Source organism: Streptomyces sp. NPDC001868, assembly GCF_040297125.1.
GTDB lineage: Bacteria > Actinomycetota > Actinomycetes > Streptomycetales > Streptomycetaceae > Streptomyces.
In genome coordinates, this window is sequence record NZ_JBEOYO010000003.1 from 367,854 (window position 1) to 382,031 (window position 14,178).

Consider the following 14,178-nt stretch of genomic DNA (forward strand, 5'->3'; position numbering starts at 1 on the left):
AGGCGTACGCCGCCGCTCCGGGTCCCGCGCTCCCGGCGTGCGGCCTGCTACCAGCGCTGCTGGGCGAACGGCTGGTCCGAGCGGACGATCTCGCGGCCCAGGGGCATCAGTGAGACCGGGACGAGCTTGAAGTTGGCGATGCCGAAGGGGATGCCGATGATCGTGACGCAGAGCACGAGGCCGGTGAAGATGTGCGTCAGCGCCAGCCACCAGCCCGCCAGGACCAGCCACAGGATGTTGCCGAGGCAGGAGGGCGCGCCCGCGTCACGGCGCTCGACGGCGCTGTACCCGAAGGGCCACAGGGCGTAGATCCCGATGCGGAACGCGGCGATGCCGAAGGGGATGCCGATGATCGTGATGCACAGAAGCAATCCCGCGAACAGGTAGCCGAGGAAGAGCCAGAAGCCGCTGAGGATCAGCCAGATGATGTTCAGAATGGTCTTCACTGCGGGCGACCTGCCATCTTCTCGAGTCGGGCGATGCGTTCTGCCATCGGCGGGTGTGTCGAGAACATCTTGGAGAATCCGCGGCCCGGCCGGAAGGGGTTGGCGATCATCATGTGGCTCGCGGTCTCGATCCGGGGCTCCGGGGGCAGCGGCAGCTGCTTGGTCCCTGTTTCCAGTTTGCGAAGGGCACTGGCGAGCGCAAGTGGATCGCCGGTGAGCTGGGCGCCGGAGGCGTCCGCCTCGTACTCCCGGGAGCGGCTGATCGCGAGCTGGATGAGGGACGCGGCGAGCGGGCCCAGGATCATGATCAGCAGCATGCCGAGGAGGCCGGGGCCGTCGTCGTCGTCCGAGCGGCCGATGGGGATCAGCCAGGCGAAGTTCACCAGGAACATGATCACGGAGGCGAGGGCGCCGGCGACCGACGAGATGAGGATGTCGCGGTTGTAGACGTGGCTCAGTTCGTGGCCGATGACACCGCGCAACTCGCGCTCGTCGAGGAGGCGCAGGATGCCGTCGGTGCAGCACACGGCCGCGTTGCGCGGGTTGCGGCCGGTCGCGAACGCGTTCGGGGCGTCCGTCGGCGAGATGTACAGGCGGGGCATCGGCTGGCGGGCCTGCATGGAGAGCTCGCGGACCATGCGGTACAGCGCCGGGGCCTCGAACTCGCTGACCGGGCGGGCGCGCATCGCGCGTAGAGCCAGCTTGTCGCTGTTCCAGTACGCGTACGCGTTCGTGCCGAGGGCGATGAAGACCGCGATGATCAGACCCGTACGGCCGAAGAGGCTTCCTATGACGATGATGAGTGCGGACAGTCCCCCGAGGAGTACGGCGGTCCTGAGCCCGTTGTGCCGGCGGTGCACGGTACGCCCTCCAAGTCGTGCGGCAGGGGAACCCTTTGCTTGCTGTTGCTGTTGACTCCACTTCTCAGTGGACCCTCCCGTACTGGTCAACGCCAGGCGGGGGGCACTAGTTCCCTTGTGCGCGCGGCCCGGCCGGAGGGCTCCGGAGGGCTGTCCGGGTGAGGAGAGCGTTCTAGAAGAGGCCGATGCCGGCGAAGCGCAGGACGAGCTGGGGTGCGCCGGACAGGACGACGCCGACGATCCCGGTGAGGGCGAGCGCGGCGGTGAGGGGCGCGGGCACGCGGTGCGGCTCGGTCGCGCCCTCGGGTGCGCGGAACAGCAGGGCCGTCCACTGGAGGTAGTAGAAGAGGGCGATCACGACGTTGACGGCCATGACGACGGCGAGCCAGCCGAGGCCCGCGTCGACGGCCGCCGCGAAGACGGTGACCTTGGCGAACAGGCCGATGATGCCGGGCGGCAGTCCGGCGAGGCAGAGCAGGAAGAAGGCCAGGAGCAGGGCGGAGAGCGGGCTGGACGCGTACAGGCCCCGGTAGTCGCTGACGCGGTTCAGGGTCTTCGTACGGCCGACGAGGGCGGCCACGGCGAAGGCGCCCAGGTTCACGGCCGCGTACATCAGGGCGTACGCCACGGTGGAGCCGATGGCCTTCTCGGCGTCGTCGGTGTTGTCGGCGTACGCGGCGGCCGCGATCGGCACCAGGAGGTAGCCCGCCTGGCCGACGGAGGACCAGGCGAGCAGCCGGACCGCGCTGTACGCGCGCGTGGAGCGCTGTTTGAGGGCGCCGAGGTTGCCGACGGTCATGGTGAGGGCGGCCAGGGCCGCGAGGGCGGGGCCCCAGACGTCGGCGTACGACGGGAGGGCGACGACGGTGACGAGGATCAGCCCGGAGAAGCCGACCGCCTTGCCGACTACCGAGAGGTAGGCGGCGACCGGCAGGGGGGCGCCGACGTAGGTGTCGGGGACCCAGAAGTGGAAGGGGACGGCGGCCGTCTTGAAGGCGAAGCCGATGAGGGTGAGGACGACGCCGGCCTGGGTGAGGGTGTGGAACTGGCCGTCGACGTTCTGGATCCGGTCGGCGATCTCGGTGAGGTAGAGGGTGCCCGTGGTGGCGTAGATGAAGCTGATGCCCAGGAGGCTGACGGCGGTGGCGGTGACGGACGACAGGAAGAACTTCAGGGCGGCTTCGGAGGACCGCTTGTCGCCGAGCCGGATGCCGACGAGGGCGAAGGCGGGCAGGGAGGCGACCTCCAGGGCGACGATGAGGGTCGCGAGGTCGCGGGAGGCGGGCAGGAGGGCGGCGCCGGCGGCGGACGACAGCAGCAGGAACCAGAACTCCCCCGCGGGCAGGGTCTTCTTCTCGTCGGTCAGGGCCGTCATCGACAGCAGGGCGGCGAGGAGGGCGCCGCCGAGGACGAGGAACTGGACGACGAGGGTGAAGCGGTCGGCGGTGTAGCTGCAGACGTCCGGGGCGCCGGTCAGGCAGAAGGTGGCGCGGTCGCCGTCCAGGAGGGGCACCAGGGCCAGCAGGGAGACGACCAGGCCCGCGACGGAGGCCCAGCCGAGCAGGGCCTTCTTCGTGTCGCCCACGAAGAGGTCGGCGACGAGGACGGCGAGGGCGACGACCGCCGCGATGGTGGGCGGCGCGATCGCGAGCCAGTCGACCGACTGGACGACGGACTCGGCCAGGTTCTGGGGCTGCGTCAGGGCCTGGTCCTGAAACGGCGGCTGGGCCAAGGGGCTCAACGGGTGCCTCCTGCGAGGAGCTGCTGCACGGCCGGGTCGGACAGGCCGAGGAGGGCCGCAGGCCAGAGGCCGGCGAGGACGGTGAGGGCGACGAGCGGGGTCCATGCCGCGAACTCGTACGCCTGTACGTCCGCGAGCCGCGGCCCCTCCCCCGGGTCCTGCGGGGCGGCGCCCATGCAGACGCGGCGGACCACGATCAGCAGGTACGCGGCGGTGAGGAGCGTGCCGAACGCGGCGATCGTCATGAAGGTGAGGAAGGCCGGGCGGCTGAGGCCCTCGGCGGGCTCGAACGCGCCGAACAGCGCCAGCATCTCGCCCCAGAACCCGGCGAGCCCCGGCAGCCCGAGCGAGGCGACGGCGGCGAAGGCGAGCAGGCCGCCGAGGCGCGGGGCCCTGCCGTAGAGGGCGGCGCCGGTCTCCCGGGCAAGGGTGTCGAGGTCGGTGGTGCCGGTGCGGTCCTTGAGGGCGCCGACCAGGAAGAACAGCAGGCCGGTGATGAGGCCGTGGGCGATGTTGGCGAACAGGGCGCCGTTCACGCCGGTCGGGGTCATCGTGGCGATGCCGAGGAGGACGAAGCCCATGTGGCCGACGGAGGAGTACGCGATGAGGCGCTTGAGGTCGCCCTTCGCGCCCTGCCTGGCGAGGGCGAGGCAGGCGAGGGAACCGTAGATGATGCCGACGACCGCGAAGGCGGCGAGGTAGGGCGCGAAAACGCGGAACCCGTCCGGGGTGATCGGCAGCAGGATGCGGACGAACCCGTAGGTGCCCATCTTCAGCAGGACACCGGCCAGCAGGACCGAGCCGACGGTCGGGGCGGCGGTGTGGGCGTCCGGCAGCCAGCTGTGCAGCGGCCACATCGGGGTCTTCACGGCGAGCCCGATGCCGATCGACAAAGCGGCGATGACCTGCACGGATGTGGTGAGGGCGGGGTGATTGTCAGTGGCGAGTGCCACCATGTCGAATGTGCCCGCCTTGATTCCGATCAGGAGCAGGCCCAGCAGCATGACCACGGAACCGAGCAGGGTGTAGAGGATGAACTTCCAGGCGGCTTGTGTGCGTTGCTCACCGCCCCAGCGGGCGATGAGGAAGTACATCGGGATGAGCACCATCTCGAACGCGAGGAAGAACAGCAGCAGATCTAGGACGGCGAAGGTCGCGAGGGTGCCGGACTCCAGGACGAGCAGCAGGGCGACGAAGGCCTTCGGGGACGGGCCCGTGGGCATCTTGAAGTAGGAGTAGAGCGCGCAGAGGAAGGTCAGCAGCGCGGTCAGGACCAGAAGGGGGAGGGAGATGCCGTCGATGCCGAGGTGGATGCGCACGTCGAGTGCCGGGATCCAGCTGATGTCCGTGCCGGCCTGCATCTTCGACGGCTGGTCGTGGTCGAAGCCGAGCGCGAGGACGATCGCGGCGATGAGCACCACGCCGGTCACGGTGATCCCGTGGCGGAGCACGCCCTGCTCGGGTGACTTCCCCTTCAGCCCGGGCGGGGCCGGCAGGAGAGCGGCGGCGGCGCCGATGAGCGGGCCGACGACGATCAACGCCAGAAGGACCTGCATCACGGACTCGTTGATATCGATCACGCCTGCTCACGCTCCCGTGGCGACGACGAGGGCGGCGACCACCAGGACGACGGTGCCGGCGAGCAGCGCGCTCACATAGGTCTGGACGTTGCCGGTCTGGGCCTTGCGTACGGCCGCGCCCAGCAGGCGGGGCAGGGCGCCCGCGCCGCTCACGTAGGTGTCGACGACCTCGCGGTCGAGGAACCGGACGAGACTGGCGCCGGCCTGGACCGGGCGGACGAAGAGGGCCGAGTACACGGCGTCCAGGTGGAAGCCGGCGGCGGCGTGGCGGTGCAGCGGGCCGAGCAGGAGGCGGCCCGGGTCCGCCGGGTCGGGTGCCGAGGCCACGTCCCCGTAGGCGGGGGTGTGGCTGGCGATGGCCTCCGCCTCGACCGTGGCGGCGTCCGCCTCGGGGTGGGCCGCGACCGCGCCCAACGGGACGCGGGCCGCCTTGGCTCGCGCCGACCGCCAGGCCGCGTACGTCACCAGGGCTCCGATCAGGGCGGCGCCCGTGCCGAGGACGGACGTGGTGAGGGTGGGGGCCAGGTCGTCGCCGTCGAACCAGTCGGGGAGCCTGCCGTAGGCGAGCGCGCCGAAGGCGAGGGAGGGCACGGCGAGCACCCACAGCACCACGGTCATCGTGCTCGGCTGACGGCCGTGGTCGGGTGCCTCGGTGCCCTCGCCGTGGAAGGCGAGGAGCCACAGACGGGCGGCGTACGCGGCGGTGAGCAGAGCCGTGAGGACGCCGGCGACGAGGACGGTCCAGCTGGCGGCGCCGGGGACGGGCTGGGCGTGGCCGGTGGCGGCGTGCTCGGCGGCTCCGAGGACGGACTCCTTGGAGAAGAAGCCGCTGAAGGGCGGGATCGCGGCGAGGGCGAGCAGCGCCACGGTCATCGTCCAGAAGGCGTCGGGGACGCGGGCGCGCAGATGGCTCATGCGGGACATGGCGGCCAGGGAGTTGGTGCCGGCGGCGTGGATGATCACGCCGGCCGCGAGGAACAGCAGCGCCTTGAAGGCGCCGTGGGAGATGAGGTGGAAGACGGCGGCACCGCTGTCGCCGACGGCGAGGGCGCCGGTCATGTAGCCGAGCTGGCCGATCGTCGAGTAGGCGAGGACGCGCTTGATGTCGTCCTGGGCGAGCGCGGCGAGGCCCGAGCCGACCATGGTGATCGCGGCCATGACGGCGAGGACGAGCAGGGCCGCCGAGGAGGCGGCGAAGACCGGGAGGAGGCGGGCGACGAAGTAGACACCGGCGGCGACCATCGTCGCGGCGTGGATCAGCGCGGAGACGGGCGTGGGGCCCGCCATCGCGTCGGGGAGCCAGGTGTGCAGGGGGAACTGTGCGGACTTGCCGGCGACTCCGGCGAGGAGGAGCAGGGCGATCAGCGTGGGGTGGTCCAGGCCGCCTTCGGCGACTGTGGCCAGGATCCGGGTGATGCGGAAGGACCCGGCGTCCGTGGCGAGGGCGAACAGACCGATCAGGAAGGGGACGTCGCCGAGCTTGGTGACCAGGAAGGCCTTCAGGGAGGCGGCGCGGGCCTCCGGGGTCTCCCAGTAGTGGCCGACCAGGAAGTACGAGCAGATGCCCATGATCTCCCAGCCGACCAGGAGCACCATCAGATCGCCGGAGTAGACGACGAGGAGCATCGCGGAGGTGAAGAGGGAGACGAGGGCGGCGTACGAGGGGTAGCGCGGGTCGTCGCGCAGATAGCCCGTCGAGTAGACCTGCACACAGGTGGCGACCAGGCTGACCAGGACGGCGACGAGGGCGGCGAAGCCGTCGATGTGCAGGGCGAGTTCGATCGGGACCGAGCCGGTCGGGGTGAGCTGGGTGGCCGCGTCCACGGCAGCGTCGCCGCCCTGGCGTACGGCGACCACGGCGGCCAGGGCGAAGGCCGTGAGGGTCGGCAGTACGGCGAGGGGGCGGACGAAGCCGGGGGCTGTGCGGCCGAGGAGCAGGCCGGCGGCGGCGCCGAGGAACGGGAGGAGGGGGACGAGGACGGCGAGGGTGGTCGTGGTCACGCGGTGGCCTCAGCCTTCTCGCTCCGCTCGGGTCGGCCGGACCCCTGGGCCGCGTCGGGGTCTTCGGCACCGTCGGTCCCGGTCTCGTGGCCCTCGGCGGTGTCGCGGAGCTTGTCGATGTCTGCGGTGCCCCGGTTGCGGTGGACGGCCAGGACGATCGCCAGGCCGATGCCGATCTCGGCGGCGGCGATGGTGATCGTGAACAGGGTCAGGGCCTGGCCTGAGTGCAGGGTCTCCTCGGCGGCCTTGCTCAGCCAGACGTCGAAGGCGACGAGGTTGAGGTTGACGGCGTTGAGCATCAGCTCGACGGACATCAGGACGAGGATCGCGTTGCGGCGGGCGAGGACGCCGTACAGGCCCGTGCAGAAGAGGAGGGAGGAGAGCACGACGGGATAGGCGAGGTGCATCAGCGGACGCCTCCCTTGGCCGGCTTGGGTTCCTTGTCCGGCTGGGGTGCGGTGGCTGCCTCGTCGTTCGGCTTGGTGCTCGGCTTGGTGTTCGCCTCGGCGTCCGGCTCGGCGTTCGGCTTGGCCTTGCGGGAGAGGACGATCGCGCCGACCAGGGCCGCCAGGAGGAGGACGGAGAGGGCCTCGAAGGGGAGGACCCAGTTCTGGAAGAGGCTCTCGCCGGTGGCCTTCGTGGAGCCGGCGGCGGGACCGTCCAGGTCGATCCAGGTGGTGCGGAAGGCGTCGACGACGACCCAGACGAGGGCGGCGGCCGAGGCGAGGGCCACGGTGAGGGCGGCCCAGCGGTTGCCGGAGTCGGCGTCCGGGGAGCGGCCGATGGGGGCCTTGGTGAGCATCAGGCCGAAGAGGAGGAGGACGACGACGGAACCGACGTAGATGAGGACCTGCACCCAGGCGATGAACTCGGCGGTGAGCAGGAGGTACTCGACGGCGAGCCCGCCGAGCGCCACCACCAGCCACAGGGCGGCGTGCACGAGCTGCCGGGTGGTGACGGTGACGATCGCGGCGCCGAAGGTGACCAGACCGACGAGGAGGAAGGCGATCTCGACGCCGGTCGGGGAGAGGAAGCCTTGGGGTGCCTGGGCGAGGAGGGTGTGCGGTGCCTGGGTGAGGACGTCGTGGGGTGTCTGGGTGAGGAGGTCGTGGGGTGTCTGGGTGAGGAGGTCGTGGGGTGCCTGGGTGAGGGTCATGAGTCCGCTCCCTCCTCTGGTTCGTCCGGCTCGGCCTGCTGGGTGGCCGCGAGCTTCTCGGCGGTCTTGCGGGCGGCGGCCAGTTCCTTGGGTTCCTCGGCCGAGGGGTCGAGGGCCGGTGGGGCGGGGACGGTCCACATCCACTCGCGGAGCTTGTCGCGCTCGTGGGTGAGTTCGTGGATGTCGGTCTCGGCGTACTCGAACTCCGGGGACCAGAAGAGGGCGTCGAAGGGGCAGACCTCGATGCAGATACCGCAGTACATGCAGAGGGAGAAGTCGATGGCGAAGCGGTCGAGGACGTTGCGGCTGCGCTCGCGGCCGCCGGGGACGGCGGGCGGGACGGTCTCCTTGTGGGAGTCGATGTAGATGCACCAGTCCGGGCACTCGCGGGCGCACAGCATGCAGACCGTGCAGTTCTCCTCGAACAGCCCGATGACGCCTCGGGTGCGGGGCGGGAGTTCGGGCTGGACGTCCGGGTACTGCGCGGTGACGGTCTTCCGCGTCATCGTGCGGAGGGTGACGGCCAGGCCTTTGGCGAGGCCACTGCCGGGGATGGGGGCCATGGTTACCGGATCACCACCTTGACGATGCCGGTGAGGGCGATCTGGGCGAGGGAGAGGGGGACGAGGAGGGTCCAGGAGAGCTTCTGGAGCTGGTCCTCGCGCAGACGGGGGTAGGTCACGCGGAGCCAGATGACGACGAAGGCGAGGGCGGCGGTCTTCAGGAGGGTCCAGACCCAGCCGAGGCCGTCGGCGCCCCACGGGCCGTGCCAGCCGCCGAGGAAGAGGACGGTGGTCAGGCCGCACAGGACGACGATGCCGGCGTACTCGGCGAGGAGGAACAGGGCGAAGCGGAGGCCGGTGTACTCGGTGTACGCGCCGAAGATGATCTCCGAGTCGGCGACGGGCATGTCGAAGGGCGGGCGCTGGAGTTCGGCGAGGCCGGCGACGAAGAAGACGATCGCGCCGACGATCTGCCAGGGGAGCCACCACCACTCGAAGGCGTCCACGATGCCGACGAGCGAGACCGTGCCGGCCGCCATCGCCACGGAGGCGGCGGTGAGCAGCATCGGGAGTTCGTAGGCGAGGAGCTGGGCGGCGGTGCGGAGGCCGCCGAGGAGGGAGAACTTGTTCGCGGATGCCCAGCCGGCCATGAGCGAGCCGAGGACGCCTACGCCCATCACGGCGAGGACGAAGAAGATGCCCGCGTCGATGACCTCGCCCACGGCGCCCTCGCCGGGGCCGATGGGGATGGCGAGGAGGACGAGGAGGTACGGGAGGAGGGCCACGGCCGGGGCCATCTGGAAGACCCGGCGGTCGGCTCCCGCCGGGACGATGTCTTCCTTCTGGGCGAACTTGACGCCGTCGGCGACGAGTTGGGCCCAGCCGTGGAAGCCGCCGGCGTACATGGGGCCGAGGCGGCCCTGCATGTGGGCCATCACCTTGTGTTCGGTCTGACCGATGATCAAGGGGAAGGTCAGGAAGACGACGAACACGATGAGGAGTCGCAGGGCGACGTCCAGAGCGTCGTTCACTGCGAGCCTCCCGTGGGGGGTTGGGGGGTGGTGTTGGGGTTGGGGTTGGGCGGGTCTTCGGGGGTGTGTTCTTCGGCGGGGCCGCCGGGGTCGTCGGACGTGGAGTCGCCGGGGGCCTTGGGGGGAGGGGTCTCGTCCGGGGGCTGGGGCGAGGGTGTGCCGGGTGACTCGGGGTGCTGCGGTGGGGTGCCTGGGGTGGGGGTGCGGTCGTCGGTGGGGGCGGAGTCGGAGTCGGAGTCGGTCTGTGCGCCCGCGCCCGCGTCGGAGTCGGAGTCGGAGTCGGGCTGGGCATCGACGCCGGGTTTGGCATCGGACTCGGGCTTGGCGTCGCCGTCGGCGTCGGTCGGATCGGGTTCTGTCGATGCGCCGGGGGCGGCATCCGGCCCGGGGGCTTCAGGGGTGGTGGGGCGCTCCGGCTCGGGCTTGGGGGCGGGCTCGGCCTTCGGCTGGGGCGCGCGCTCGGGCTCGGGCTCGTCGAACGCCGGGCGGGCGTGGTGCCAGGGCGCGTCCGTGCTGCGGGTGGCGGGGCGGGGCCGAGCCGGGGGCTCGCCGGTGCCTGAGGTGTCGGCGGGCTCGCGCTGGCTCGCCGAGCCTCCGGATGCGCTGCGGGCGCGGCGCGGTCCGGCGGGAGGCGTCCGCTCGGGTCGAGCGGTTCGCTCAGCGGCAGCCGTGCGCTGGTCGGAGGGCGACTGCTGCTCGGAGGGCGACTGCTGCTCTGAGGTACCGGCCTGCTCTCCAGGCGTGGCGTGCTCGTGAGAAGCGGGCTGCTCCCCGGCAGCGGTCTGGGATTCCGGGGCGGAGGCCTCGGGCGGGGAAGGCTCAGCCGGAGGCTGGGGACGTTGGGTGGCCGAGCCCTCGCTCGCGGTGCGGGTGCGGCGCGGCGGCGTGGGGCCCGCGCTCGTGTCGGGGGCCGGGCCGGCAGCCGTCTGGCTCGCCGAACCCTCGGCCGCCGTACGGGCGCGGCGCGGGGATGCCGGGGCGTCGGACGGGGCGCTACCGGTCGTCGACTGGCTGGCCGAGCCTTCGGCCGCCGTACGGGCGCGGCGCGGGGACGCCGGGGCGTCGGAGGGAGCGCTATCGGTCGTCGACTGGCTGGCTGAGCCCTCGCTCGCGGTGCGGGTGCGGCGCGGCGGCGTAGGGCCGGGACCCGCGTCAGGGGCCGGGTCGGCAGCCGTCTGGCTTGCCGAGCCCTCGGCCGACGTACGGGCGCGGCGCGGGGATGCCGGGGCGTCGGACGGGGCGCTACCGGTGGTCGTCTGGCTGGCCGAGCCCTCGCTCGCTGTGCGGGCCCGGCGCGGGGACGCCGGGGCTTCGGCGGTCGGCGGCTGGGTGGCTGGGCCTTCGGCGGGTGTGCGTGGTCGGCGTGCCGGGCGGTCGCCTGGGGTGCGGGCCGCTGTGGCTCGGGGTGGGCGGGAGGGGGCCGGGGGGAGTTGGCCCTTGAGGGGGCCCCATTCGTTGGGGTCGGGGACGCCGGGCGGGAGCATCTGGCGGCGTTTGGGGGCGCCGTGCTCGGACTCTCCGGGTTCCTTCGCGCCGGGCCAGGCCTTGGCGACGCGGGCGGCGAGGACGAAGTCCTTGCGGAGGGGGTGGCCCTCGAAGTTCTCGGGGAGGAGGAGGTGGTCCAGGGCGGGGTGGCCCTCGAAGCGGACGCCGAACATTTCGTGGGTCTCGCGTTCGTGCCAGGCCGCGCCGGCGTAGATGTCGACGGCGGTGGGCAGGACCGGGGAATCGTGGGGGACCGTCGTGCGGACGAGGAGGCGTCGGACGGGGGCCAGGGCCACCACGTGGGCCGACACCCGGAAACCCGTGCCCGGCTCGTCGACCGCGCTCAGCCAGTCGAAATAGGTGCAGCCCAGCGTGGAGCGGGCCGTGCGCAGCGCCTCGGTCCAGGATGCGGACGGGACGTCCACGGTGAGGACCTCGTACGACTCCTCGGCCGTGGCCTCGGGGCCGAAGAGCTCCTCGGCGGGGGCGGGCAGCCAGCCGGTCACCTGTCCCCCTTCTCGGTCTTCTCAGCCTTCTCCGTCGTCCCGGTCTTCTCCGTCGTCCCGGTCTTCTCGGTCTGGTCGGTTTCGGTGCCGCCGCCGGTCGCCGGTGCCGGGGGTTTCACCAGGTCGCTCCGCAGGGCCGTCGTGGACGGGCGCGCGCCCGCCGTTGCCGTACCGGCGGGGCCGTTGCCGTAGCGCTCCCCCAGGGACTCGCGGGCGATCTTCTCCTGGAGTTTCAGGATGCCCTGGAGGAGGGCCTCCGGGCGGGGCGGGCAGCCGGGGACGTAGACGTCGACGGGGATGATCTGGTCGACGCCCTTGGTGACGGAGTAGGAGTCCCAGTAGGGGCCGCCGCAGTTGCTGCACGCGCCGAAGGAGATGACGTACTTCGGCTCGGGCATCTGTTCGTAGAGGCGCTTCACCGCCGGGGCCATCTTGTCCGTGACCGTGCCCGAGACGACCATGAGGTCCGCCTGGCGCGGGCCGGGGGCGAAGGGGATCACGCCGAGGCGGATGAAGTCGTGGCGGGCCATGGACGCGGCGATGAACTCGATCGCGCAGCAGGCGAGGCCGAAGTTGAAGACCCAGAGGGAGTAGCGGCGGCCCCAGTTGAGGATCACCTTCATCGGCTCGGGGGCGAGGCGGGCGAGGGCGCCCAGCCGTTTCGGCTCCGGGAGGAGGACGGGCCCCGGGGTGCCTGCCCCCGCGGCGCCCGGCTCCGCCGCGTTCGCTTCCGGTGCGTTCGCTTCCGGTGCGTTCGTTTCCGGTGCGTTCGTTTCTGGCGTCACGTCCATGCCAGGACGCCCTTCTTGTAGGCGTAGAGCAGGCCCACGGCGAGGAAACCGAGGAAGACGAACATCTCGACCAGGGTCGTCGCGCCGTAGCCGGGGTCGGCGAAGACCGTCGCCCAGGGGAAGAGGAAGATCGAGTCGATGGCGAAGATGACGTAGAGGAAGGCGTAGACGTAGTAGCGGACCTGGGTGTGGGCCCAGCCCTCGCCGACGGGGTCGACGCCGCACTCGTACGTCAGGAGCTTCTCGCGGGTGGGAACCTCGGGTCGCAGCAGCCGTCCCGCGCCGAAGGCGACGGCGACGAAGAGCACGCCCACGGCGGCGAGCAGTCCGACCACCGAGTAGGACTGGAAGTAGTCCGCCGCTACGACGACGGTCGGCTCCGCCGCTACGGCGACGGTCGGTTCCGGCACGTCCGTCCCTCGCTCCCTGGCCTGGCGATTCGTACGTACGTGATGCGGAGACGCCGTACGTACTTCGCTGTTCGACGATCTGTACGCACGGGAGTCTAGGCCCTGCTAAAGAGACCGTAAGCAGCCCGTCACAGGACGGCACTCCCGAGTGCCGGCTGGGACGGGCCGAGACGCGGCACAGGACATGGTTCGGGGAGAGGGGTCGGGATGGGGCGGGACGGGGCGGGGTGGGGTTTTCCCCAGGACGGGCGGGGCGGTCCGCCTCATGGCGCGGGGCGGGGGCGGGCGGGCACGCTGGTGGGCATGACCGAACCCCTCTCCTTTCCGACCGGCTCCGGGCGGCCGTACGGTCGTCCCCTGCCCGCCAGTCAGACGCCCTCCGAACCGCTGCCGCCCGCGCGGTTCGCGTTCGGGGCGCAGACATGGCGGGAGATCGCGTATCTGCTGGCGAATCTGCCGCTCGCGCTGTTCGGGTTCGTGTACGTGATGACGGTGCTGTCCACGAGTGCCTTCCTGACGTTGACGGTGATCGGCTTCCCGCTGCTCGCCGCCGCGCTGATGGGGGCCCGGCTGCTGGGGCGGCTGGAGCGGATGCGGGCGCGGGCGCTGCTGCGGGTGCGGGTGGACGAGCCGAGTCCGCTGCCGTTCCGCAGGAGCGGGCGGCGGGCCGACGAGGGGTTCTTCGCGCAGATCTGGATGAGCGTGAAGGATCCCGTCGGCTGGCGTTCGATGCTGTACGAGCTGATCCGGATGCCGTGGGGCATCGCGACGTTCGTCATCACTCTCACGGGGCTGTTCGTGGCGTGGCCGGTGCTGCCGTACATCGTGCGGGGGCTGACGAACGTGGACCGGGTGATGGTGCGGTCGCTGTTGTCGCCGTCCGATGAACTGGAACGGCGGATCGCCGAACTGGAGTCCGATCGCGGGGTCGTCGTCGACACCGCCGCCGCCGATCTGCGGCGGATCGAGCGGGATCTGCACGACGGGGCGCAGGCCCGGCTGGTGAATCTGGCGATGGGGCTCGGGCTCGCCAAGGAGAAGCTGCTGGAGGATCCCGACGCGGCGGCCTCGATGGTGGACGAGGCGCACGGTGAGGTGAAGCTGGCCCTTCAGGAGCTGCGGGACCTGGCTCGGGGGATCCATCCGGCGGTGCTGACGGACCGGGGGCTCGACGCGGCGCTGTCTTCGGTGGCCACGCGGTGCACCGCGCCGGTGAAGGTGACCGTCGATCTGGCGGAGCGGCCTGCCGCCGCGATCGAGGGGATCGCGTACTTCACGGTCTCCGAACTGCTGCAGAACATCAGCAAGCACAGCGGGGCGAAGACGGCCTCGGTGGATGTCTGGCGGTCCGACGACCGACTGCTGATCCAGGTGTGGGACGACGGGCGTGGGGGTGCGCGGCTCGACGGGGGGAGCGGGATAGCGGGGCTCGCGGAGCGGCTCGGGGCGGTGGACGGGTTGTTCGTGATCGAGTCGCCGGTGGGTGGGCCCACGACCGTTACGGCGGAGTTGCCCTGGCGGGGGCGGTAGCGCGCGGCGGTTTGGAGGGGCGCCTACTCGTCGTGGGTGCCCCTTCGTCGTGGGCGGGTGCGGGTCCGGTGGGGCTTCTCGCGCAGTTCCCCGCGCCCCTGAGAAGCCGGGGCTGCGCCCCGTGCTTCTCAGGGGCGC

General features: G+C 71.6%; 13 protein-coding genes. 1 reads left to right on the forward strand and 12 read right to left on the reverse strand.

The genetic code is table 11. From position 1 onward, the window contains the following. Positions 1–47: 47 nt before the first annotated feature. From ABT147_RS06440 to ABT147_RS06495, 12 genes are all read right to left on the reverse strand, one after another. Positions 48–446 (reverse strand): YccF domain-containing protein, encoded by a 399-nt coding sequence (locus tag ABT147_RS06440; RefSeq protein WP_351402993.1) that lies wholly within the window; start codon positions 444–446, stop codon positions 48–50. Continuing rightward, positions 443–1,306 (reverse strand): zinc metalloprotease HtpX, encoded by an 864-nt coding sequence (gene htpX / locus ABT147_RS06445; protein ID WP_351402994.1) that lies wholly within the window; start codon positions 1,304–1,306, stop codon positions 443–445. Before htpX ends, ABT147_RS06440 begins: the two co-directional genes overlap by 4 nt. A gap of 172 nt (positions 1,307–1,478) precedes the next feature. Next, complete coding sequence (locus tag ABT147_RS06450; RefSeq protein ID WP_502983033.1) at positions 1,479–3,047, reverse strand: NADH-quinone oxidoreductase subunit N; 1,569 nt, start codon at positions 3,045–3,047, stop codon at positions 1,479–1,481. Next, positions 3,044–4,627: a complex I subunit 4 family protein gene (locus tag ABT147_RS06455; protein WP_351402995.1), complete on the reverse strand. Its 1,584-nt coding sequence runs from the start codon at positions 4,625–4,627 to the stop codon at positions 3,044–3,046. Before ABT147_RS06455 ends, ABT147_RS06450 begins: the two co-directional genes overlap by 4 nt. A 6-nt stretch (positions 4,628–4,633) precedes the next feature. Then, positions 4,634–6,628: an NADH-quinone oxidoreductase subunit 5 family protein gene (locus ABT147_RS06460; protein ID WP_351402996.1), complete on the reverse strand. Its 1,995-nt coding sequence runs from the start codon at positions 6,626–6,628 to the stop codon at positions 4,634–4,636. Beyond that, positions 6,625–7,035, reverse strand: a complete 411-nt coding sequence (gene nuoK, locus ABT147_RS06465; protein WP_351402997.1) for an NADH-quinone oxidoreductase subunit NuoK — start codon at positions 7,033–7,035, stop codon at positions 6,625–6,627. The genes ABT147_RS06460 and nuoK overlap by 4 nt, the downstream gene beginning before the upstream one ends. After that, the gene (locus ABT147_RS06470) at positions 7,035–7,784 is read right to left on the reverse strand and encodes an NADH-quinone oxidoreductase subunit J family protein (RefSeq protein ID WP_351402998.1); all 750 of its coding nucleotides are present in this window, start codon (positions 7,782–7,784) and stop codon (positions 7,035–7,037) included. The genes nuoK and ABT147_RS06470 overlap by 1 nt, the downstream gene beginning before the upstream one ends. Next, positions 7,781–8,347 (reverse strand): NuoI/complex I 23 kDa subunit family protein, encoded by a 567-nt coding sequence (locus tag ABT147_RS06475; protein WP_351402999.1) that lies wholly within the window; start codon positions 8,345–8,347, stop codon positions 7,781–7,783. The genes ABT147_RS06470 and ABT147_RS06475 overlap by 4 nt, the downstream gene beginning before the upstream one ends. Positions 8,348–8,349: 2 nt before the next feature. After that, positions 8,350–9,318 (reverse strand): complex I subunit 1/NuoH family protein, encoded by a 969-nt coding sequence (locus ABT147_RS06480; RefSeq protein WP_351403001.1) that lies wholly within the window; start codon positions 9,316–9,318, stop codon positions 8,350–8,352. Next, a complete protein-coding gene (locus ABT147_RS06485; protein ID WP_351403002.1) occupies positions 9,315–11,309 on the reverse strand; it encodes an NADH-quinone oxidoreductase subunit C in 1,995 nt (664 codons plus the stop codon). The genes ABT147_RS06480 and ABT147_RS06485 overlap by 4 nt, the downstream gene beginning before the upstream one ends. Further along, positions 11,306–12,100, reverse strand: a complete 795-nt coding sequence (locus ABT147_RS06490) for an NADH-quinone oxidoreductase subunit B (RefSeq protein WP_351403003.1) — start codon at positions 12,098–12,100, stop codon at positions 11,306–11,308. The genes ABT147_RS06485 and ABT147_RS06490 overlap by 4 nt, the downstream gene beginning before the upstream one ends. Continuing rightward, the gene (locus ABT147_RS06495) at positions 12,091–12,510 is read right to left on the reverse strand and encodes an NADH-quinone oxidoreductase subunit A (protein ID WP_351403004.1); all 420 of its coding nucleotides are present in this window, start codon (positions 12,508–12,510) and stop codon (positions 12,091–12,093) included. The genes ABT147_RS06490 and ABT147_RS06495 overlap by 10 nt, the downstream gene beginning before the upstream one ends. Positions 12,511–12,813: 303 nt before the next feature. Between ABT147_RS06495 and ABT147_RS06500 the strand changes: the two genes are divergently transcribed. After that, entirely contained in the window at positions 12,814–14,040 is a 1,227-nt protein-coding gene (locus ABT147_RS06500) for a sensor histidine kinase (protein ID WP_351403005.1), read from the forward strand. Positions 14,041–14,178 lie beyond the last annotated feature (138 nt).